20 protein-coding genes and 1 riboswitch are annotated in these 21,150 nt (G+C 67.3%); of the genes, 11 read left to right on the top strand and 9 right to left on the bottom strand.

The features are described 5' to 3' along the window. On the top strand, positions 1-513 hold a 513-nt coding region (locus BJG92_RS13275; protein ID WP_232084475.1), incomplete at its 5' end, for a pyridoxal-phosphate dependent enzyme. Positions 514-541: 28 nt separating this feature from the next. On the opposite strand, the gene BJG92_RS13270 is transcribed toward BJG92_RS13275, so the two are convergent. Then, positions 542-1,198, bottom strand: a complete 657-nt coding sequence (locus BJG92_RS13270) for an MBL fold metallo-hydrolase (protein ID WP_232084474.1) — start codon at positions 1,196-1,198, stop codon at positions 542-544. Positions 1,199-1,304: 106 nt separating this feature from the next. Between BJG92_RS13270 and BJG92_RS13265 the strand changes: the two genes are divergently transcribed. Then, entirely contained in the window at positions 1,305-1,784 is a 480-nt protein-coding gene (locus BJG92_RS13265) for a Fur family transcriptional regulator (RefSeq protein ID WP_232084473.1), read from the top strand. A 37-nt stretch (positions 1,785-1,821) separates the two neighbouring features. Here BJG92_RS13265 and BJG92_RS13260 read toward each other — a convergent pair whose 3' ends face one another. From BJG92_RS13260 to BJG92_RS13235, 6 genes are all read right to left on the bottom strand, one after another. Then, positions 1,822-2,712 (bottom strand): metal ABC transporter permease, encoded by an 891-nt coding sequence (locus tag BJG92_RS13260; protein ID WP_232084472.1) that lies wholly within the window; start codon positions 2,710-2,712, stop codon positions 1,822-1,824. Further along, on the bottom strand, positions 2,713-3,528 hold the full coding sequence (locus BJG92_RS13255; RefSeq protein ID WP_232084471.1) for a metal ABC transporter ATP-binding protein: 816 nt from the start codon (positions 3,526-3,528) through the stop codon (positions 2,713-2,715). Positions 3,529-3,539: 11 nt separating this feature from the next. Then, the gene (locus BJG92_RS13250) at positions 3,540-4,469 is read right to left on the bottom strand and encodes a metal ABC transporter solute-binding protein, Zn/Mn family (RefSeq protein WP_232084470.1); all 930 of its coding nucleotides are present in this window, start codon (positions 4,467-4,469) and stop codon (positions 3,540-3,542) included. 103 nt (positions 4,470-4,572) lie between these two features. Then, positions 4,573-5,634 (bottom strand): hemolysin family protein, encoded by a 1,062-nt coding sequence (locus tag BJG92_RS13245; protein WP_232084469.1) that lies wholly within the window; start codon positions 5,632-5,634, stop codon positions 4,573-4,575. After that, a complete protein-coding gene (locus BJG92_RS13240; protein WP_232084468.1) occupies positions 5,631-6,980 on the bottom strand; it encodes a hemolysin family protein in 1,350 nt (449 codons plus the stop codon). The genes BJG92_RS13245 and BJG92_RS13240 overlap by 4 nt, the downstream gene beginning before the upstream one ends. 305 nt (positions 6,981-7,285) lie before the next feature. After that, positions 7,286-8,761, bottom strand: coding sequence for a GuaB1 family IMP dehydrogenase-related protein (locus tag BJG92_RS13235; RefSeq protein WP_232084467.1), 1,476 nt, complete (start codon positions 8,759-8,761; stop codon positions 7,286-7,288). A gap of 238 nt (positions 8,762-8,999) precedes the next feature. On the opposite strand from BJG92_RS13235, the gene BJG92_RS13230 reads away from it, so the two are divergent. The 5 genes from BJG92_RS13230 to BJG92_RS18625 all read left to right on the top strand — a co-directional run bounded on the left by BJG92_RS13230 (position 9,000) and on the right by BJG92_RS18625 (position 15,360). Continuing rightward, the gene (locus BJG92_RS13230; RefSeq protein ID WP_232084466.1) at positions 9,000-12,848 is read left to right on the top strand and encodes a multifunctional oxoglutarate decarboxylase/oxoglutarate dehydrogenase thiamine pyrophosphate-binding subunit/dihydrolipoyllysine-residue succinyltransferase subunit; all 3,849 of its coding nucleotides are present in this window, start codon (positions 9,000-9,002) and stop codon (positions 12,846-12,848) included. A gap of 115 nt (positions 12,849-12,963) precedes the next feature. After that, a complete protein-coding gene (locus BJG92_RS13225; RefSeq protein WP_232084465.1) occupies positions 12,964-13,563 on the top strand; it encodes a GDSL-type esterase/lipase family protein in 600 nt (199 codons plus the stop codon). Between the two features lie 167 nt (positions 13,564-13,730). Continuing rightward, complete coding sequence (locus tag BJG92_RS13220) at positions 13,731-14,573, top strand: DUF4097 family beta strand repeat-containing protein (protein ID WP_232084464.1); 843 nt, start codon at positions 13,731-13,733, stop codon at positions 14,571-14,573. Continuing rightward, a complete protein-coding gene (locus BJG92_RS13215; protein ID WP_232084463.1) occupies positions 14,573-15,193 on the top strand; it encodes a PadR family transcriptional regulator in 621 nt (206 codons plus the stop codon). Before BJG92_RS13220 ends, BJG92_RS13215 begins: the two co-directional genes overlap by 1 nt. A gap of 92 nt (positions 15,194-15,285) precedes the next feature. Beyond that, positions 15,286-15,360: a 50S ribosomal protein bL37 gene (locus BJG92_RS18625; protein ID WP_369299106.1), complete on the top strand. Its 75-nt coding sequence runs from the start codon at positions 15,286-15,288 to the stop codon at positions 15,358-15,360. Between the two features lie 129 nt (positions 15,361-15,489). Here the strand turns inward: BJG92_RS18625 and rsrA are convergent, their stop codons facing one another. Both rsrA and BJG92_RS13205 read right to left on the bottom strand, forming a co-directional pair. Next, positions 15,490-15,750: a mycothiol system anti-sigma-R factor gene (gene rsrA / locus BJG92_RS13210; RefSeq protein WP_232084462.1), complete on the bottom strand. Its 261-nt coding sequence runs from the start codon at positions 15,748-15,750 to the stop codon at positions 15,490-15,492. Beyond that, complete coding sequence (locus tag BJG92_RS13205; RefSeq protein WP_232084461.1) at positions 15,747-16,547, bottom strand: sigma-70 family RNA polymerase sigma factor; 801 nt, start codon at positions 16,545-16,547, stop codon at positions 15,747-15,749. Before BJG92_RS13205 ends, rsrA begins: the two co-directional genes overlap by 4 nt. A gap of 342 nt (positions 16,548-16,889) precedes the next feature. Here BJG92_RS13205 and BJG92_RS13200 point away from each other — a divergent pair, with 342 nt between their 5' ends. The 4 genes from BJG92_RS13200 to hisN are packed head-to-tail and all read left to right on the top strand — an operon-like array spanning position 16,890 to position 20,879. After that, a complete protein-coding gene (locus tag BJG92_RS13200; RefSeq protein ID WP_232084460.1) occupies positions 16,890-17,471 on the top strand; it encodes a DoxX family protein in 582 nt (193 codons plus the stop codon). A gap of 7 nt (positions 17,472-17,478) precedes the next feature. Next, positions 17,479-18,912: a 3-phosphoshikimate 1-carboxyvinyltransferase gene (gene aroA / locus BJG92_RS13195; RefSeq protein WP_232084459.1), complete on the top strand. Its 1,434-nt coding sequence runs from the start codon at positions 17,479-17,481 to the stop codon at positions 18,910-18,912. Then, positions 18,896-20,011: a ribosome small subunit-dependent GTPase A gene (locus tag BJG92_RS13190; RefSeq protein WP_232084458.1), complete on the top strand. Its 1,116-nt coding sequence runs from the start codon at positions 18,896-18,898 to the stop codon at positions 20,009-20,011. The genes aroA and BJG92_RS13190 overlap by 17 nt, the downstream gene beginning before the upstream one ends. A 55-nt stretch (positions 20,012-20,066) precedes the next feature. Further along, a complete protein-coding gene (gene hisN / locus BJG92_RS13185; RefSeq protein ID WP_232084457.1) occupies positions 20,067-20,879 on the top strand; it encodes a histidinol-phosphatase in 813 nt (270 codons plus the stop codon). An 85-nt stretch (positions 20,880-20,964) separates the two neighbouring features. Continuing rightward, positions 20,965-21,078, top strand: a riboswitch (SAM riboswitch). Positions 21,079-21,150 lie beyond the last annotated feature (72 nt).

The following is a 21,150-nucleotide window of genomic DNA, read 5'->3' as shown; positions in this document are numbered from 1 at the left end:
GGCGGGACCAGCGCAACGATTGGCCGGTACCTCCGCTATCACCGCCACAGCACGGAGCTCGCCGTCGTGGATCCGGAGAACTCCGCGTTCTACCCCGCCTGGCTGGACTGCCGCGACGGCGGTGCGGTGACGTCCGTGGCGACGGGACTACCTTCCCGGATCGAGGGAATCGGCCGGCCCCGGATGGAGCCCAGCTTTGTCCCTGGCGTGATCGACCACATGGTGCAGGTCCCGGACGCCGCCTCGGTGGCCGCGATGCGGCACCTTCAGCAGTACGCCGGGCTGCACGCCGGCCCATCGACCGGCACCAACCTTTGGGGCGTGTGGCAGCTTGTCGCGGGAATGATCGCCGAGGGCCGCCGCGGCAGCGTTGTATCGCTGATGTGCGACGGCGGGGACCGCTACGCCGGGAACTACTACAACCCGGCCTGGCTCCGCGCCCAGGGCCTCGACCCCGAACCGCACGAGGCAACCATCCGGGAGTTCTTCGCCAGCGGCGTGTGGCCGGCCTAGATTTCCGGCAGGGTCCTCCGGTCCGGGACTAAACCTCCACCGAGTCACCGCTGGAGAGGTGCCGGTATTCGGTGCCGTATTTCGCCCCGAACCGGGTCACATGCCCCTCGACGAGGCCGAGCCCGTTGGGGTTGAGCAGCGCGTCGTGGACGGGGAAGGCTCTCGGCGCGCGGACGCCGATCACGAAGTCCACCACCTCGCCCACTTTGTTCCACGGCGCATGGATGGGCACCAGCAGGGTCTGCACTTCCAGTCCGTCGGGAATGATGAAGGAATCCCCCGGGTGGTAGACATTGGAATCCACGAGGTAGCCGATGTTGGCCACGACCGGGATCTGCGGATGGATCAGGGCGTGCTGGCCGCCGAAGCTCCGAACGGCGAAACCGGCCGTCTCGAAGCCCTCCCCGGCGGCCACCGCATGGATGCGGGACCCGGCGCCGGGGGCCTTGCCGCGCAATTGCGCCGCCACCCCGGCCGGGGCGAAGAGCTCCAGCGACGCGCTGCCGAGCAAAGCCTCGACGACGGCGTCCACATCGATGTGGTCCGCGTGCTCGTGCGTGATCAGCACGGCATCGGCCCCGGCAAGTGCCTGCTCCGTCTCCGAAAAGGCGCCCGGGTCAAAGACCAGCACCTTGCCGTCTTTTTCCAGGCGGACACAAGCGTGGGTGAATTTGGTCAGCTTCATCGGGCCAGCCTAGGGACCCGGGATCGCGGTGTCCACGAACCCGGCTGGTAATCTGGGACATTGCCACCACCCGCGTATCCAGACCCATCAGTGAAGCGAGTCCTCAATGTCCCAGGGCGCCACAACCGACGGCGTACGGTCACCGGCCGAGGCCGCGGCCGGCAGCAAGGAACAGCCGGCGGGCAAGGAACAGCGCGTCACCAAGCAGCGCCTCGCGGTGAGCGCCGCCCTCGATGATCTCGCGGACTTCGTCAGCACCCAGGAACTGCACCGCATCCTGCAGGAGCGGGGCACGTCGGTGTCGCTCGCTACCGCCTACCGGATCCTGCAGTCCCTCGCCGACGACGCTCTGGTGGACGTGCTCAGGAACGCCGACGGCGAGGCCGTGTACCGCCGCTGTGCCGTCACCGGCCACCATCATCACCTGCTGTGCCGCAGCTGCGGGAAGGCTGTCGAAGTGGAAGCACCCGCCGTCGAGGCCTGGGCGGCAAGGATCGCAAGGGAGCACGGCTTCACCGCCGTCGAACACACCGTGGAGATCTACGGGCTGTGCCCGGAGTGCACGGCCCGCCAGGGCGGTAAATAGCGCCTCCCGCCAGGGCGGTAACTAGCGTGCCCGCCGCTCAGGCGGCGGGAACCGGGCCGCCGCGCACCACACGCCCGTTGACGCCGCGCTTCGCCTTGACCCCGCCGATCACACGGCACACCACGTAGATGAGGAAGGACAGCGTGGTCACGTAAGGGCTGATCGGGAGCCGTCCGCCGAGGGCCAGCAGGATCCCGCCCACCGTCGCCGCCACGGCGAAGACCACGCTGAGCACCACCACCAGCGGGGGCGAGGACGTCACGCGCAGGGCAGCCGCGGCCGGCGTAATCAGCAGCGCCAGCACCAGAAGGGCCCCCACAATCTGGATGGAGAGCGCCACGCTGATTCCCAGCAGCAGCATAAAGCCCAGGGCCAGGGCCCGGACCGGCACACCGCGCGCCTGGGCGACTTCGGGATCGACACTGGCAAAGGTAAGCGGCCGCCAGATGGCGATCAGTGCCAGCATGACCACGACGGCGGCGACGGCGAGCACCTGCAGCTGGACGGTACCGACGGACACGATCTGCCCGGTCAGCAGGCCGAACTTGTTGGCCGCGCGGCCTTCATAGAGCGAGAGAAAAAGGATGCCCAGGCCGAGGCCAAAAGGCATCAGCACACCGATGGTCGAGTTCTTGTCCCGGGCACGGACGCCCATCAGGCCCAGCAGCAGGGCCGCTGCCACCGATCCGGCCAGGGAACCGAGCACGACGTCAACGCCGATCAGCAGCGCGAAGGCCGCGCCGGCGAAGGAGAGCTCGGAAATGCCGTGCACGGCGAAGGCCAGATCCCGCTTCATCACGAACGTCCCGACCAGCCCGCCCAGGACGCCCAGGACCGCGCCGGCCCAGATCGAATTCTGGACCAGGCTGAGCAGTTCGCCATAGTTTTCAAAGTTGAAGATGGACGCAAACAGGCTGTCCAGGTCCATCTAGCCCGCCTCCCCTGCGATAGCGTGCGCGTCCTGATGATGGTGGGTGGTCGCATCCGGAATGCCCACCACCACCATCCGGCCGTTCGAGTGGATCACTTCGACGTGGCTGCCGTAGAGATCGGACAGGACCTCTGTGGTCATGACCTCCGCCGGCGTGCCCACCCGGAAGCGTCCGCCGGCCAGATACAGCACCCGGTCCACGTAGTCCATGATCGGGTTGATCTCGTGCGTGACGAACACCACCGCACTGTCGTGTTGGCGGCACTGGTCGTTGATCAGGCCACTGACGGCCTGCTGGTGCTGAAGATCCAGGGAGAGCAGCGGCTCGTCGCACAGCAGTACGTTAGGGTCCGTGGCGAGGGCCTGCGCCACCCGCAGCCGCTGCTGCTCGCCGCCGGAGAGCTGACCCACGGGCACCTTTGCATAGTCCTCTGCGCCCACCAGCTCCAGCAGCCGGTCAATCTTGCGGTTCGCGGCGGCGGCTCCGAGGCGCACTCCCCAGCGGTGGCCGTCGACGCCGAGGCCAACGAGGTCCCGGGCACGCAGCGGAGTGTCCGGATCAAAATTCTTTTGCTGCGGAATATAGCCGATCCGCCGGCTCCCGCGTTCCACGGGACGGCCGTCGAGCACAGCGGTTCCGGTGGTGAGTTCCTGCAGTCCAAGAAGCACTTTCAGGAGGGTCGTCTTCCCGCTGCCGTTCGGGCCGAGGACGGCGAAAAACTCACCCCGGTGGATGTCCAGATCCAGGTTCTCCCAGAGGATCCGGTTGCCAAATGCCAGGGAGGCACCACGGAGGCTCACTACGGGTGTCAACGTGGAATTCCTCAATTTCTGCGCCAGGACAGCGTCTTGACGATTTCGTCCACGTTTTCCGCCATCCACTGCAGGTACGTCTTGCCGTCCGGAAGCGTCTCGCTGAAGTTCAGCACCGGGACGCCGGCGGCCGTCGCGGCATCTTTGAGGGCGAGCGTCTGCGGGCCCTCGGTCTGCACGTTGTAGGCAAGCAGTTTGACGCCGCCCGAGCTAACCAGGCCGACGGCGTCCTTCAGCACGGCGGGCGGGACGTCAGCACCCGACTCGATCGCTTCCATGTAGTCCGCGGGGGTCTTGTTTTCCAGGCCGGCGGCTTCGAGCAGGTACAGCGGCACGGGCTCGGTCACGGCGGCCCCGCCCTGCCCGGCCGAGGCCTTGACCGCGGCCAGTTTGGCTTCAAGGCCGGCGAGCGATTCCTTGAATGCGGCCGCGTTGGTCCGGAAGGTCCCGGTCGCGGACGGCTCGAGCTCGCCGAGCTTGGCGGCGACCGCGTCGGCGAGGCGCGTCATGGCAGGCAGGCTGTACCACACGTGCTCGTTGAAGCCCGCCTGGCCGGCGTTCTCCAGGCCTGAAAGCTCCGAGGCGTTCAGCACGTTGCTGCGGTCCAGCCCGCTGTCATCGGCCAGCTTCTGGATGAAGTCGTCATAGCCGCCGCCGTTCTCCAGCAGCAGTTCGGCCTTGGCAACCGCCAGCTTGTCCTGCGTGGTCACCTCATAGGAGTGCGGATCCTGGCTGGTGCGCGTGATGATCGAGCTGACACGCACCTTGTCTCCACCGATACTGCTGACGATGTTCCCGTAGACGCTGGTGGAGGCGACGACCTCGACGACGCCGTCCCCGGCAGCCCCCCGGGAGGTGCCCGCCGTCGGACTGCAGGCCGTCAGCATGACGCCCAGTCCGGCGAGAGCGGCCACTAGGGCACGGCGGGCGGAACGGCGCACGGGAAACCTCGGATCTGTTATTGAGAATAGGGAGCATTAGCAGCAGCTTCCAGTGTAGCCCTAAATGGGAATCATTCCCATCTAGGGCTACACGGGCAGGACGCTAGTCCTGACCTAGCCTCCGGTAATCGGTGGCCTGCGTGGCGTCCCTGATCTCCCCCACGAGCTCCTCGATGACATCCTCAAGGAAGAGCACGCCCTGGGTGAGGCCGTCCGGGCCAATGACCCGGGCAAGGTGGGAGCCTGTCCGTTGCATCACGGACATGGCCTTCTCAATCTCATCATCCATGGCCAGGTTCGCGAGGGAACGGATGTAGTTCTCCGCGATCGGCTGCTGGTATGCGGCGTCCGGGATGGACAGCACGTCCTTGAGGTGGAGGTAGCCGGCGAGCATCCCGCCCTCATCCAGCATCGGGAAGCGGGAGAACCCGGTCCGGCTGACGGCCTTCTCAAACTCCACCGGGGTGGTGTTCGCCTTGAGCATCACGAGTTTGTCGAGCGGCACCATGACGCGGGACGCGGTGTGCTCGGAGAACTCCAGCGCGCCGGTGATGAGCCCCGCGTCGTCATCCACCAGCCCGTGGCGGGTGGACTCCTGCACGATCGACTGCACTTCCTCAAGCGTGAAGGACGAGGTGACCTCATCCTTGGGTTCAATCCGCATCAGCTTGAGGATGTGGTTCGCCATCCAGTTGAGGGCAACGATCACCGGCTTCACGAGCCGGGCGATGAACACCAGTGGCGGGGCCAGCAGGAGGGCAGCCCTGTCCGCGACAGAGACCGAAATGTTCTTAGGGACCATCTCGCCGAACGTGACGTGCAGGAAAGTAACCGCGAGCAGCGCAACGGCGAAAGCCACGATGTCGGCGGCCTCCATGGGGATGCCGACGGCCTCCAGCGGAACCGCCAGCAGGTGATGGATCGCCGGTTCCGCGACCTGCAGGATCAAGAGCGAACAGACGGTGATGCCCAGCTGCGCACACGCCAGCATCAGGGACACGTTCTCCATCGCCCGCAGGGTGGTCTGCGCCCGCTTGGAACCTGCCTCGGCGAGGGGCTCGATCTGGCTACGGCGCGCGGACATGACCGCGAACTCGGCACCGACGAAGAAGGCGTTGCCGGCCAGCAGAACGGCTAGCCAGAAAATTCCTGCCCAGTCGCTCATGCGGCACCAGCCTGGCCGGCGTGGTGGTTTTCGCCGTTTTCCGCGCTGCCGGCAGGAGCCGGGGCGAAGCGGATCCGGTCGATCCGGCGCCCGTCCATGCGCGTCACGCTCAGGGTCCCGCCGCCGACGTCGACGGTGTCACCGACGGCTGCTATGCGTCCCAGTTCGCTCATGACGAAGCCCCCCACCGTGTCGTAGGCAGCTTCGTCGGGCACGGTCAGGCCCGGGATCTGTTCGGAGAGTTCGTCGGGGCGGAGCAAGCCCGGGAAGTACCAGTCCCCGGAGGCGCTTTGCAGCAGCCCCGGCCGGACCTTGTCGTGCTCGTCGGCCACTTCGCCGACGATTTCCTCCACCAGGTCCTCCAGGGTGGCGATCCCGGCAGTTCCGCCGTATTCGTCGAGGACCACAGCGAGCTGCAGGTTGCCTTCACGCAGCTCCGCCAGCAGTGCGTCGAGGTGGATGGTTTCGGGGACGCGGAGCACCTCGGTCATGATGGCGCCGGCCTCCAGCTTGGCGCGCCGGCCCGAGGGAACGGCGATCGCCTTCTTGACGTGCACCACCCCGCGGATGTCGTCCGAGGACTCCCCGATCACCGGAAAGCGCGAGTAGCCCGTTCGCCGGGCGGCCTCCACGATGTCTGAAACCGGCTGGTCGGCGTCGATGGTCTCGACCCGGATGCGGGGCGTCATGACGTCGGCGGCCGTCCGGCTGGAGAACTTGAGCGTCCGGGAGATGAAGTTCGCGGTGCCGGCGTCGAGGGTGCCCATGGCTGCGGAGCGGCGCACCAGGGAAGCGAGCTCGGCGGGGGTCCGGGCGCCGGAGATCTCTTCTTTAGCTTCCAGTCCAAAGACGTTGAGGACCTTGTTGGAGAAGCCGTTGAGCACGGCGATTGCGGGCTTGAAGACGGCGGTGAAGACCAGCTGGGGCCCCGCGACGGCCTTGCCGATCGGAAAGGACAAGGCGATCGCCATGTTCTTGGGAACGAGCTCGCCGATCACCATGGACAGCAGCGTGGCCAGTGCCATCGCGAGGACGAGTGAGAGTGAGGCGGCCGCCGCGGCCGGAACCCCGACGGCGGCGAGCGGACCTTCGAGCAGCTTGCCGACGGAGGGTTCCATGACGTAGCCGGTGAGCAGGGTGGTCATGGTGATGCCCAGCTGGCAGCTGGAGAGCTGCGTGGAAAGGGACTTCAGGCACTTAAGCAAGGGTTCCGCGGCGGTGTCGCCGTTGTCGACGGCGCGCTGGACCGTGGACTGGTCCAGTGCCACCAGGGAGAACTCGACGGCTACGAAGAAGCCGGTGCCGAGGATGAGCAGGAGGCCTGCCCCGAGGAGGATCCACTCCATTTAGTGGCCTGCTTCCGGAGCGGGGGTCCACTGGGGAGCCCGCCCGCCGGCGTGGCCGGGACGCGTCTGCTGGGAGGTTCCGCCCGGCGGAGGATGGTCGGCGGAGGCCGACCCCGGTTCCCGGGAGGCTCCGGGCTGGCGTACTGCCGGTGAGTGATGGGCACGTGTTCGGGGTTTGCCGGCTCTGCGGGTGGACTGTCCGGGAACGGTTTCGGTTCGTCCCTGACAGCCCCCAGGCCGGCACCTAGATTTGCTGTCCATAAGAATTTCAGTCTACAGGAGCAGTTGCCGCCGCCCGGCCCGGGTCACCAGCTCTGCGGGACCGGACGGCCTTCCTCGTAGCCTGCCGCAGACTGGATGCCCGCCACGGCGCGTTCCCGGAACGCGGCGAGGTCCGCGGCGCCGGCGTAGCTCATCGAGCTGCGGAGCCCGGCGGTGACCACGTCCAGCAGGTCCTCGACGCCGGGACGGGACGGATCGAGATACATGCGCGAGGTGGAGATGCCTTCCTCAAACAAGGCCTTGCGGTCCTTTTCGAAGGCACCCTCGCGCTGGTTCCGGTTCTGGACTGCCCTGGCGGAGGCCATGCCGAAGCTCTCTTTGAACTGGCGTCCGCCGGCATCCACCTGCAGGTCCCCCGGGCTCTCGTGCGTGCCGGCGAACCAGGAGCCGATCATGACCTGGCTCGCCCCGGCCGCGAGGGCCAGCGCGACGTCGCGCGGGTGCCGGACGCCGCCGTCGGCCCAGACCCGTCCGCCGGCCGCCCGGGCGGCTGCGGAGCACTCCAGGACGGCGGAGAACTGGGGCCGGCCCACGGCCGTCATCATCCGGGTGGTGCACATCGCGCCGGGTCCGACGCCGACCTTGACAATGTCGGCGCCGGCGCTGATGAGTTCGCGCGTCGCCTCGGCGGTCACGACGTTGCCCGCGACGACCGGAACGCCGGGGTTGAGGCCCTTCACCGCGGCCAGCGCGTCGAACATTTTCTGTTGGTGCCCGTGGGCGGTGTCGAGGACCAGGACGTTGACACCGGCGGCCAGGAGCTCGGCTGCCCGGCCGGCGACGTCACCGTTGATCCCGACGGCGGCAGCGACCTTGAGTGCGCCGGCGTCGTCCAGCAGCGGACGGTACAGCGTGGAGCGCAGGGCCCCCTTGCGGGTGAGGACACCGGCCAGGGCACCGTCCTCATGCACCGGCGCGAAGTCCGTCCCGGCGGCATCCATAGCCTCGAAGGCGCGCCGCAGTCCCCGCAGTGAAGTCTCGGCAGATCCGGCCCCGGGCCCGGCCTCGAGTTCCTCCATGTCCAGGACAGGTGGCTGGTGGCGGATGACGGAGGCGAGCGAGGCGAAGCGGTCCTGTCCGTCGCAGTCGGCGGCACGGACTACTCCGGTGACGGCGCCGGCGTCATCCACCACTACGACGGCACCGTGGGGTCGCTTGCCCATCAGGTGGAGCGCGTCGATCACGGTATCCGCCGGAGACAACGTCACAGGGGTTTCAAGGACCCGGTGCCGGGCCTTGATCCAGGCTGTCACGTCGCGGATCACCGGCAGCGGAACGTCCTGGGGCAGCACGGCGAGACCGCCCCGGCGGGCCATGGTCTCGGCCATGCGCTTCCCGGTGACTGCCGTCATGTTGGAGGCGACCAAAGGGATGGTGGACCCTGTCCCGTCATCCGCGGCAAGGTCCACGTCCAGCCGTGAGGTCACGTCGGAGCGGGAGGGAACCAGGAAAATGTCCGAGTAGGTCAGATCGGTGGTGGGCTCGCTGAGGAATCGCACAACTGCTCCTTTGTAGCATTCAGGGTGCCGGGTGGTTCTCTGTGTGATTCTAGGCGAGCCGTCGACGGGCTTTCGACGTGATTGAAGGCGAGAGTCGCCCCTATTCGCGGTTTGGCAAGAATCGTCACTAGACTGGCATGGGTCTGGGTTCACTGGACGCGGAGACTGGTTCGATCGTCGTGCTGCGGCACCGTGGAAGCCAGTGGGGAATCAAACTCATGGAAGAGGCGTAATTCAAGTGCCAGAGCAGCCTAGCCACCGTCTACCCGAGGAATTTGGCGGAAACGAGTGGCTCGTTGACGAACTGTACGAGCGTTACCAGCAGGACAAGAACACGGTCGATGCCAAGTGGTGGCCGTTGTTCGAATCCTTCGGCGCCGGTGATGGTTCATCCACCAATGGAGCCTCAGGCGCAGCATCCGTTGCGCACCCTGCCACCCGTGAACTTCCCGTCGTAGCGCCCGCCGCCGCGTCGTCCGCAGCGCCTGCGGCACCCGCACCTGCCGCTGCTCCTGCCGCGTCGGCTCCCGCCGCGCCTGCGCCGCCCGCCGCGCCTGCGCCGCCCGCCGCGCCTGCCGCGCCGCCCGCTGCCAAGAAGGCCCCTGCCACCGTCGCCCGCGACGGCTCGAAGGCCTCCGACGCCGGTCCGGGCACCACGCCGATTCCGGCCCAGCTGCCCAAGAACATCAAGGCCCCGTCCGCACCCGAGGAAGACGTCGTCTCCGTCCTGCGCGGCCCGGCCAAGGCCATTGCCACGAACATGATCACCAGCCTGGAGGTGCCCACGGCCACCAGCGTTCGGGCCATCCCGGCAAAGCTCCTGATCGACAACCGCGTGGTCATCAACTCCAACCTCGCCCGGGCCCGCGGCGGCAAGGTCTCTTTCACGCACCTCATCGGCTATGCCGTCATCCGTGCCCTGGCCCAGTTCCCCTCCATGAACGTGTTCTACGACGAGGTGGACGGCAAGCCCGTCGCCGTCCAGCCGGCCCACGTGAACTTCGGCATCGCCATCGACATGCCCAAGCCGGACGGCACGCGGCTGCTTATGGTCCCGAACATCAAGAAGGCGGAGACCCTCAACTTCTCCGAGTTCTGGCACACCTATGAGGACCTGATCAAGCGCGCCCGCGCCGGCAAGCTGACCGCGGACGACCACTCCGGCACCACGGTGTCGCTGACCAATCCCGGCGGCATCGGCACGGTGCACTCGGTGCCGCGCCTGTCCAAAGGCCAGGCCGCCATCATCGGCGTCGGTGCACTGGACTACCCGGCAGAGTTCCAGGGTGCCAGCGAGAAGATCATCGCGCAGAACGCCATCAGCAAGGTCCTCACCCTGACCTCCACCTATGACCACCGCGTCATCCAGGGTGCCGGCAGCGGCGAGTTCCTTAAGCTCGTGCACCAGCTCCTGCTCGGCGCGCAGGACTTCTACGATGAGATCTTTGAATCCCTGCGGATCCCGTACGAGCCCGTGCGGTGGAGCCCGGACCTGCAGGTGGACCCGGCTGACGAAATCAACAAGGTCGCCCGGATCCAGCAGCTGATCCATGCCTACCGCGTGCGCGGCCACCTCATGGCGGACACCGACCCGCTCGAGTACGTCCAGCGCAAGCACCCGGACCTCGACGTCCTGACCTACGGCCTGACTCTGTGGGATCTGGACCGCGAATGGCCCACCGGCGGTTTCGGCGGCAAGCCGATGCTCAAGTTCCGCAACATCCTCGGCGTCCTCCGGGATGCCTACTGCCGGACCGCCGGCATTGAGTACATGCATATCCAGGACCCTGCCGAGCGCAAGTGGTTCCAGGACCAGATCGAGCACCCGTACTCCAAGCCGAGCCGCGATGAGCAGCTGCGCATCGTCTCCAAGCTCAACTCCGCCGAGGCTTTCGAGACCTTCCTGCAGACCAAGTTCGTCGGGCAGAAGCGTTTCTCGCTGGAAGGCGGCGAGTCCCTGATTCCGCTGCTGGACGCCATCATCTCCAATGCCGCCGACGACGAACTGGACGAAGTGGCGATCGGCATGGCCCACCGCGGCCGGCTCAACGTGCTCACCAACATCGCCGGCAAGACCTACGCCCAGGTCTTCCGCGAATTCGAGGGCACCCAGGACCCGCGCTCCGTGCAGGGCTCCGGCGACGTGAAATACCACCTGGGCACCGAGGGCACCTTCTCCTCGGACAACGGCAAGGTGACCAAGGTCTACCTCGCCGCCAACCCGTCCCACCTCGAAGCCGTGGACCCCGTCCTGGAGGGCATCGTCCGGGCCAAGCAGGACCGCCTGGACCAGGGCAAAGCCTTCCCCGTCCTGCCGATCATGGTCCATGGCGACGCCGCCTTCGCGGGCCAGGGTGTCGTGGCGGAAACTCTCAACCTCTCCCAGCTGCGCGGCTACCGCACCGGCGGCACCATCCACATCGTGGTCAACAACCAGGTCGGCTTCACCACGGCGCCGTCGTCCTCACGTTCCTCCACCTACTCCACGGACGTCGCCAAGATGATCCAGGCGCCGGTGTTCCATGTGAACGGCGACGACCCGGAGGCTGTGGTCCGCATCGGCCAACTCGCCTACGACTTCCGCCAGCGGTTCCACAAGGACGTTGTCATCGACATGGTCTGCTACCGCCGCCGCGGCCACAACGAGGGCGATGACCCCTCGATGACCCAGCCGCTGATGTACAACCTGATCGAAGCCAAACGTTCGGTCCGCAAGCTGTACACGGAATCGCTGATCGGCCGCGGTGACATCACCGAGGAAGAAGCCGAGCAGCTGCTGCGCGATTACCAGGAACGGCTGGAGCGCGTCTTCGCCGAGACCCACGCCGCCCAGACGTCCCCGATCCCGATCGTCACGAATGATTCCGCGGCCGTCTCGGACATCGAACGCCCCATGGCCCAGCAGAACGATGCCGGCACCGGCGCTCCGGTGTCCACGGCGATTTCCGCCGAGACGCTGGCCCGGATCGGCGAGGCCCACACCGCCATTCCCGAAGGCTTCACGATCCACCCCAAGCTCAAGCAACTGCTGGAGAAGCGTGAGGCAATGTCCCGCGAGGGTGGCATCGACTGGGGCTTCGGCGAGCTCGCGGCGTTCGGCTCGCTGGTCATGGAAGGCGTGCCCGTCCGGCTCGCCGGCCAGGACTCGCGCCGCGGCACCTTCGTCCAGCGCCACGCGGTCTTCCACGACCGTGCCAACGGCGACGAGTGGACTCCCCTGGCCCACCTCTCGGAGGACCAGGCCAAGCTCTGGATCTATGACTCCCTGCTCTCCGAATACGCCGCGATGGGCTTCGAATACGGCTACTCGGTGGAACGCCCGGACGCCCTGGTGCTCTGGGAAGCGCAATTCGGCGACTTCGTCAACGGCGCGCAGACGATCATCGACGAGTTCATCTCCTCGGCCGAACAGAAATGGGGCCAGCGCTCCTCGCTCGTGCTGATGCTGCCGCACGGCTACGAAGGCCAGGGACCGGACCACTCGTCCGCCCGGATCGAGCGCTTCCTGCTGATGTGTGCCGAGCAGAACATGATCGTGGCAAACCCGACGACGTCGGCGTCGCACTTCCACCTGTTGCGCCGCCAGGCGTACAGCCGCCCGCGCAAGCCGCTCATCATCTTCACCCCGAAGCAGCTGCTCCGCCTCAAGGCCGCGGCGTCGTCGGTGGAAGACTTCACCACCGGCACGTTCCTGCCGGTGATCCCGGAGCACGAGAAGCTGCAGGGCGACGCCGTCGAACGTGTGCTGCTCGTCTCCGGCCGCCTGTACTACGATCTGTTGTCCACCCGGCAGAAGACCGAGGACAAGACGACGGCGATTGTCCGGGTAGAGCAGCTCTACCCGCTTCCGTCCGCCGAGATCGCTGCGGAGCTTGCCAAGTACCCGAACGCAGAGGTTGTCTGGGCGCAGGACGAGCCTGCCAACCAGGGCCCGTGGCCGTTCGTGGGCCTGAACCTTCCGGCCGAGCTGGAGCGCCCGGTGCGCCTCGTGTCGCGCACGGCCTCCGCTTCCACCGCGGCGGGTTCGATGAAGCGGCACGCGGCCGAGCAGGACACCCTGCTCAAGCAGGCATTCGCACGCAAGTAAGGTCCTTGCTGCCCGGCCGGAGATGGAACACGCAACTCCGGCCGGGCAGTGTTGTTTAACCGCAGTGTTGTTTAACCGCAGTGGAATCGCGCCGCAGCGGAGTGAAGAGGTAGTCGTGGAAGATCGAAAGCTGCGGATCGCAGCCGTGGGCGATGAGCTGCTGGCCGGGCTCGGTGATCCGCGCGCCCTGGGCTGGCTGGGCCGGGTCCTGGCCCGAACGCCCCAGGACGGGATGTCGCTGGAGAGCTACTGCCTTCCGTGCCCTGAGGAGGGGACCGAAGGCCTGGCCGCACGCTGGTTCGAGGAAGCAGGGAGGCGCTTCAGCGACCACCACGAGAACCGTCTGGTGATCGGCCTTTCCGGCCGCGACATCGAATTCGGGCTCTCCACCGCCCGCAGCCGGTTGAATCTGGCGAACATCCTGGACTCTGCCACGCAGAACAAGATTGAAGTATTCGTGGTCGGGCCGCCGCCCACCCTGGACCCCACCCAGAACCGCAGGCTGGGCGAGCTCAACACGGCCTTCGCCGACGTCACCACCCGCCGCAAGCACCTGTACGTGGACACCTATTCTCCGCTGCTGAACCATGAGCAGTGGCGCCAGGACCTAGCGGCCAACACCGGCACGCCGGGACAGGCCGGTTACGGCCTCATGGCCTGGCTGGTGCTGCACCGCGGCTGGTTCCAGTGGCTGGGCATCGACACTCCGGAGTAGCCCGGCCCGGGGCTCCGGAGTAGCTGGGGCGGGGGCTCCGGTCCCCGCGCCCTCCGGCGGCATTCCCGCGATATAGCTTGACGGCGCCTGCTTGGCGATATAGCGTGAGTTGCAGGGTCGCGATATATCGCAACCCAAGGCATCCTGTACCGTCTTCCGGAGGAATCATGACCGAGCAGAACACGACAGGGAACAACTGGACCGTCACCGGCCCGCAGACGATCGACGTCGACGGCGCCAGCGCGCTCAAGCTCGGCATCGTCCGGGGCCGCTTCGACATCGTCACCCATGACGAAGACGTCGCCCGGATCGAGGTGTCCGAAATCCAAGGGGATCCCCTGGCTATCAGCCTCGTCAACGGCCGCCTCGAGGTCCGGCACCAGCTGCACGGGCCGCAGGGCTGGTTCAAGAACCTGATGGGCAGCGTTAACAACAGCAGCAACAACTCGGTGGTCATCAGCATCGCCCTGCCGGCCGGCGTCGAGGTCGAGGCCGGCACCGTCAGGGGCGACGGCATGGTCTCCGGCGTCAGTGGCCATATCCGGCTGAACACTGTTTCCGGTTCCGTGCTGGCCGACGGCACGGCAGGGCAGCTGTCCGTCAACACCGTCAGCGGCGAAGTGATCGCCCGCAACCACCACGGCGTGCTGACTGCCAGGAGCGTCTCCGGCGAGGTTACGGCCTCCGGCGAGTTCAGCAACATCCGGGCCCACACCGTCAGCGGCGACCTCAGCTTTGACCTGCACAGTTTCACCCACGATTTCGGCGCCAATTCGGTGTCCGGGGACGTCACCATCCGGCTGCCGCACGACGTCGGCGTGGACATCATCGCGAAGACCGCAGGCGGCGCCGTCGTCATCGACGACCAGAAATACACGACGCCGGGCGGCACCGTGCAGACCATCGCCGGCCCCGACACCCAGCTCATGCTGGTCCGGACCAATTCCGTCTCGGGAAAGACGTCAATCTTCCACGCGCAGCCGGTCACGGACACCGAAACGGCGCCCTGATGCCTCCCGTCTTTGCCCACGGCGCGCTGCGGCTGTACCTGCTGGCGCTGCTGGAGTCCGGGCCCAAGCACGGGTACGAGCTCATCAAGGCCCTCAGCGAACGCTTCGGCGGCACCTACTCCCCCAGCGCCGGCACCATCTACCCGCGGCTGGGAAAGCTTGAGGAGGAGGGACTGGTCGCCACGTACACGGAGGGCCGCCGGACCAACTACAGCATCACCCCGGCCGGTCTCGTGGAGCTCAATGGGCGGCGCGATGAACTCGCGGGAGTGGAGAATGACATCTCGGCCTCGGTCCGCCGGCTTGCCGACAGCCTCCGCCAGGATATCCGGGTGAACATGCGCGGACTCAGGGCCGATCTGGCCGCCACTGCCGAGGCAGCCCGTTCCTCGGCCCGCGCTACCGGCTCCGTTGCGGGACCCCAGGCCGGGGGTCGCTACTCCCCGGAGAGTGACGGGCGGCTGCGGGAAGCGGAGATGCTGGTCCAGGCGTTCCGTGACGACGTCCGGGTTGAGCTGCGCCGCCACGGCGGCCGCCACCCGGTCAGTCCGGTGACGCTGGAGACGGTCAAGACCGTGCTCGACCAGGCCAGGATCTCCATCCGGAACTCCCTGGAGTGAGGCTTGGACCCGCCCGCCGGTTCGCGGCTCGTGTCCCGATGTGGGAGACTTGAGGGCAGCTCTTTTGAGTACCAATATTAAGGAGGCCAGCTATGAGCAAGCGTGCACGTAAACGTCGTGACCGTAAGCGTGGCGGCGCGAACCACGGCAAGCGCCCCAACACCTAAGCAAAGCTTGGAATGACAGCTTTAGACGAATGACCCCGGAAACCTCATGGTTTCCGGGGTCATTCGTTTTGTGCGGCCCTGTTTATGCGAGCGGGGTTGTGCGAGCGGGGCTGTGCGGCCGGACTACGCTCAGGCCTCGACGGGGCGGATCGAATGGATCCGGTCCAGGATCGAGTTCTTGAGGTTCTCGGGAGCCGCTTCGGTGCACGAACGCTTCACCATCACGCGGATGACGCATTCGAGGTCGTACTGCTCAAAGCATTCCGGGCACCCGTCCAGGTGGTCCTTGATCTCGGCGATGTCAGCGTGCGTGAGCGCGCCGTCGAGGTACTCGTAGATACGTTGCATCCGGGCGTCGTCGCAGTCGCCCAGTCCCTGGCAGTCGCTCATTTCCTGTTCTCCTGTTTGTTGCTTCCGGCCGCTGCAGTTGACTCGGTGGCGGCCTTGAATCCCCGCTCGGCGGCGTAGTCGGCGAGCATGTCCCGCAGCATCTTGCGGCCGCGGTGCAGACGGGACATGACAGTCCCGATCGGGGTGTTCATGATCTCTGAAATTTCCTTGTACGCGAAGCCCTCCACGTCCGCGAAATACACAGCAAGCCGGAACTCCTCCGGGATCGACTGCAGTGCGCGCTTCACGTCTGAATCCGGCAGGTGGTCCAGCGCCTCGGCCTCGGCGGAACGGAGCCCGGAGGAGGTGTGGGACTCGGCGCGTGCCAGTTGCCAGTCCTCGATGGTGTCCGAATTCGACTGCAGCGGCTCGCGTTGCCGCTTGCGGTAAAGGTTGATGTAGGTGTTGGTAAGGATGCGGTACAGCCAGGCCTTCAGGTTGGTCCCCGGCTTGTACTGGTGGAATGCCGAGAAGGCCTTGGTGTAGGCCTCCTGGACGAGGTCCTCGGCGTCCGCTGGATTCCGTGCCATCCTCATGGCCGCGGAATACAACTGGTCCACGTACTGCATGGCGTCCCGTTCAAAGCGGACGCGGCGCTCCTCCGTCGACTCGACCGCCACATCAAGCGGCTGTCCGTCCACTATGGTCTCCCGGGCCGCGGCTTCGCTGACAGCGTCAGGCGCCGGGGCAGTCCCGGTAAGTGCGCCAGCCGGGCTGGCTACAGGTGATTTGTCGGGCGCGGCGCCGTTTCCGGCAACCTCGTGCATGGCCGCAACGGCCGGATCCATGGTGCTCATTGCCTTCAAGTCTACTGTCACGTTCCGGCGGGCACCCGAAACAACGGGAAGCGCCGTACCCCAGGCTTCCCGCGGCCCCGCCTCCAGCTCCGCCCTGTCCTTCAAGAGAATCAAATCTCCGCCTTCCCGGGCCACGCCGAAACCCTCCGGCCGTGCCCGCATGTTGCAGCCCCGATCAGGACTGTTCCGACTCGTTGTGATGACCCCATGCCCAGCCACCGAAAACCGGCTGGAACCTGCCATTCACAACCACGCCCGGCGGGCAAATATTCCGCAAAAGTGCAAGACTGGAACCGGTTCTCCCGCATCGATTCCGCGGTTCGTCTCTTCAGGAGGAAATTCATGCCGTTCGTCCGCTTTCTCGCCCGCCCCATGCTCGCCTCCAGTTTCGTCCTTGCGGGCCTGGACAAGCTCAAGAATGCGGATGACACTGCGACGCAGCTGTCTCCCCTGCTGCGCCGCGCGGCCGAGTCCCTGCCGTTCCAGACCGACGAAAAGGTGCTGGCTCGCGTCATCGGCGGCACCCAGGTCGGCGCCGGCGTCCTCTTCGCGCTGGGCAAGTCGGCCCGCCTGGCGGCCACCGTGCTGGCTGTCATTTCCGCCCTCAACGGCTACGTCGAATGGCGCAGTGCGGACATCACGTCCAAGGAGGGCCGCGATGCCCGGCGGAAGCAGCTGCTGAAGAACGTGTCCCTGACCGGCGGCGTGCTGCTGGCCTCCGTCGACACCAACGGGAAGCCCAGCCTGGCCTGGCGCGCGGAGCACCTCGCGGCGGATACCAGGAAGAACGCCGGTCACCTCGCCGCAGATGTCCGGAAGACCACCGGTCACCTGGCCGCAGATGTCCGGAAGACCACCGGCAAGCGGCTGAAGAAGGCCGACAAAGCGGTACGCAAGGCCGTAGACCACACCGTCGGGGCATAAGCGAGCAATGACTGGCGCCACCCCCACCGCAGCTGCCAGCACCGCAGCTGCCAGCACCGCGCCGGCCCACGGCGCACCGCCCTGGCGGGCGCCGTTTGCCGGACGGCCCGTCGACGCGACCGTTACCGTTCCGGGCTCCAAGTCCCTGACGAACAGATATCTGGTCCTGGCTGCCCTCGCCGACGGCCCCTCCCGCCTGCGCGCTCCCCTGCATTCCCGGGACTCGGCCCTCATGATCGAGGCCCTGCGGCAGCTCGGTGCCACCATCACCGAAGTCCCCGGCGGCGGAGCCTTCGGCCCCGACCTGGACATCACGCCGATCAGCCTTGACGCCCCGGCGGACCGTGCAGGGATCGACTGCGGCCTGGCCGGCACAGTGATGCGTTTCGTCCCCCCGGTGGCCGCGCTGCGCCGCGGCCAGACGGAGTTCGACGGCGACCCGCACGCCCGCAACCGCCCGATGGGCCCCATCATCGGGGCGCTCACCGGCCTCGGCGTCACGGTCACCGCACCTGACGGCAGCCCGACGTCGTCGCTCCCGTTCACTGTCCACGGCACCGGCGCCGTAAGGGGCGGCCACCTCGTCATCGATGCCAGCGCCTCCTCGCAGTTCGTCTCGGCCCTGTTGCTCGCGGGCGCGCGCTTCACGGACGGACTGCACCTTGAACACCGCAGCACCGAACACCGCAGCACCGAGCATCCCGGCAAGCCCGTGCCCAGCCTGGACCACATCACCATGACGGTCGCCGTGCTGCGCGGCGTCGGCGTGACGGTGGACGACTCTGTCCCGAACCACTGGGTCGTCGCCCCCGGCAGCATCAGCGCCTTCGACCGCCGCATCGAACAGGACCTCTCCAACGCCGGACCGTTCCTGGCGGCCGCCCTGGCAACCCGCGGCACGGTCCGGATCCCCAACTGGCCCGCCGGAACCACCCAGGTCGGGGACCTCTGGCGCAGCATCCTGTGTGACATGGGAGCCACCGTCACCCTGGCGGACGGCACGCTGACCGTCACCGGGGGTCCGGAGATCAAGGGCGCCGACTTCGACGGAACCAGCGAACTCGCCCCCACCGTCGCCGCCCTCTGTGCCCTCGCCACCGGCCCGTCACGGCTGAGCGGCATCGCGCACCTCCGCGGACACGAAACGGACCGCCTCGCCGCGCTGGTGGCTGAGATCAACCGGCTCGGCGGCGACGCCGAGGAGACGCCTGACGGCCTCATCATCCGGCCCGCCGCCCTGCACGGCGGCGTCGTCCGCAGTTACGCCGACCACCGCATGGCCACGGCTGGCGCCATCCTGGGCCTGGCCATCCCCGGCGTCGAGGTCGAAGACATCGCCACCACAGCCAAGACCATGCCTGGCTTTCCGCAGCTGTGGGACGCCATGCTGGCCCAGGGCTCCCCCGCAGACAAGGACACGACCGGTGGCACGCAGCACTGATTCCTGGGACGAATCCGATGCCCGGATCCGCCCCAACAAGAAGGGCACCCGCCCCCGCACGAAGGACCGGCCCAGCTACGACGAAGCCGTCACCGGGCGGATCATCACCGTGGACCGCGGACGGTACACCGCCGTCGTCGGCGAGGGCACCGGCGAGGAACGCAAGATCATCGCAGCCCGTGCGCGCGAGCTGCGCCGCAATCCGGTGGTTGCCGGCGACTTCGTGTCCCTCGTCGGGGATGTCAGCGGCGAACCCGACACCCTGGCCCGGCTGGTGAAAATCCAGGACCGCAGGACCCTGCTGCGGCGCAGCGCCGACGACACCGACCCGATCGAGCGCGCCGTCGTCGCCAACGCCGACCAGCTCGTGATCGTGGTCGCGGCCGCCAATCCGGAACCCCGGACCGGATTCATCGACCGCACCCTCGTGGCCGCCTACGACGCCGGAATCGACCCGCTGCTGCTTGTCACCAAGGCCGACGTCAAGGACCCCGCCGAGCTCCTCTCGAACTACACGCACCTCGCGTTCCCCGTCATCATCTCCAAGACGGCGGACTCCGCCGCCTCGGGCATCGATGCCCGCTCCGATGACGGGCTGTCCGCCCGCCTGGACAAGGACGCGGTCTCGGCGCTGCGGGCCTATCTCGACGGCAAGGTGACGGTCATGCTGGGCCACTCCGGCGTCGGCAAGTCCACCATGGTCAACGCCCTGACCGGTGCCGAGCGCGCCACCGGCGGGGTCAACGCCGTGACGGGGCGCGGCCGGCACACGTCATCCTCGGCACTGGCCCTCAAACTCAACGATGCACCGGCGGGCAGCTGGATCATCGATACGCCCGGCATCCGCTCCTTCGGCCTGGCCCATGTTGACCCGGACCGGATCCTGCGTTCCTTCCCGGATCTCGAACCCGGTACCGACGACTGCGAGCGGGGCTGCAAGCATGATTCCAGCGCGGTTAACTGTGGCGTGGATGCCTGGGTGGCCGGCGGCCATGCCGGCCCGTCCGGGCCCGCCCGGCTCGCGTCGCTCCGCCGCCTGCTGGGCACGGACCCGCGGACGGAAGCGCAGGACGTCAAGGAGCTGGGCACCGTCTCCTAGCTTGCTGCGGCGCAGCCTACCGCTCCGCCGCCCGCTTTGGCGGTAGTTTGGATCCATGAGTCAACCCGCTTCGAGCTACAACGATGACCTGCGCCTTGCCCATGTACTGGCAGATTCCGTCGATTCCCAGACCATGAGCCGCTTCAAGGCGCTCGACCTTCGGATCGAGACGAAGCCGGACCTGACACCGGTCACCGACGCGGACAAGTCCGCCGAGGAAGCGATCCGCGGCCAGCTGTCACGTTCGCGCCCCCGCGACGCCGTGCTCGGCGAAGAGTTCGGCAGTTCCGGCCACGGCTCGCGCCGCTGGATCATCGACCCCATCGACGGGACCAAGAACTTCGTCCGCGGCGTCCCGGTCTGGGCCACGCTGATCGCCCTCGTTGACGAAGGCGAGCCGGTGATCGGCGTCGTCAGCGCCCCGGCCCTGGGCAAGCGCTGGTGGGCAGCCAAGGGCGCAGGCGCCTACATGGGCCGGTCGCTCGCGGCGGCCACCCGGCTGAAGGTCTCCAACGTGTCCAAACTCTCGGATGCCTCGCTGTCCTTCTCAAGCCTCGGCGGCTGGAAGCAGCGCGGGAACCTCGATGAGTTCCTGGGCCTCACCGAGGACGTGTGGCGCACCCGCGCCTACGGCGACTTCTGGTCCTACTGCATGGTGGCCGAGGGCGCCGTCGACATCGCCTGCGAGCCGGAACTGAACCTCTATGACATGGCGGCGCTGGTCCCGATCGTCACCGAAGCCGGCGGACGGTTCACCTCGCTCGAGGGCGAGGACGGCCCGTTCGGCGGCAACGCCCTGGCTACCAACTCCATCCTGCACTCCGAGGTCCTCAAGCGCCTTAACCCGGGCCTGGACGACCTCCTCTAGCGGCGCCGGCGTCGTCCGTAACAAAGCGCTTCACATTGGCGGCCCGGCTTCTGCGCGCCGGCAAGGATGTCCTAGGCTCGAAGCAGGTCACGAGTGCCAGCGCTAAACCCCGGTTTGCTGGCCGGCAACCCTCCATTCGCGGTGGGGTGCCCCGGGTGACGACCTGGCCGGTCCAAGCAGGACCCGGCAAGCGCGGATCCCCGGTGCGTGGGGTCCTTTTTCAAGCGAGGTCCCATGACGACTGCCACCCTTCCCGCCACCCCCGGAACCC

Origin of the sequence: Arthrobacter sp. SO5 (genome assembly GCF_020532805.1) — a bacterium.
Classification (GTDB): domain Bacteria; phylum Actinomycetota; class Actinomycetes; order Actinomycetales; family Micrococcaceae; genus Arthrobacter.
Note: the sequence above shows the minus strand (reverse complement) of the source record. Positions and strands in the feature narration are given on the sequence as shown.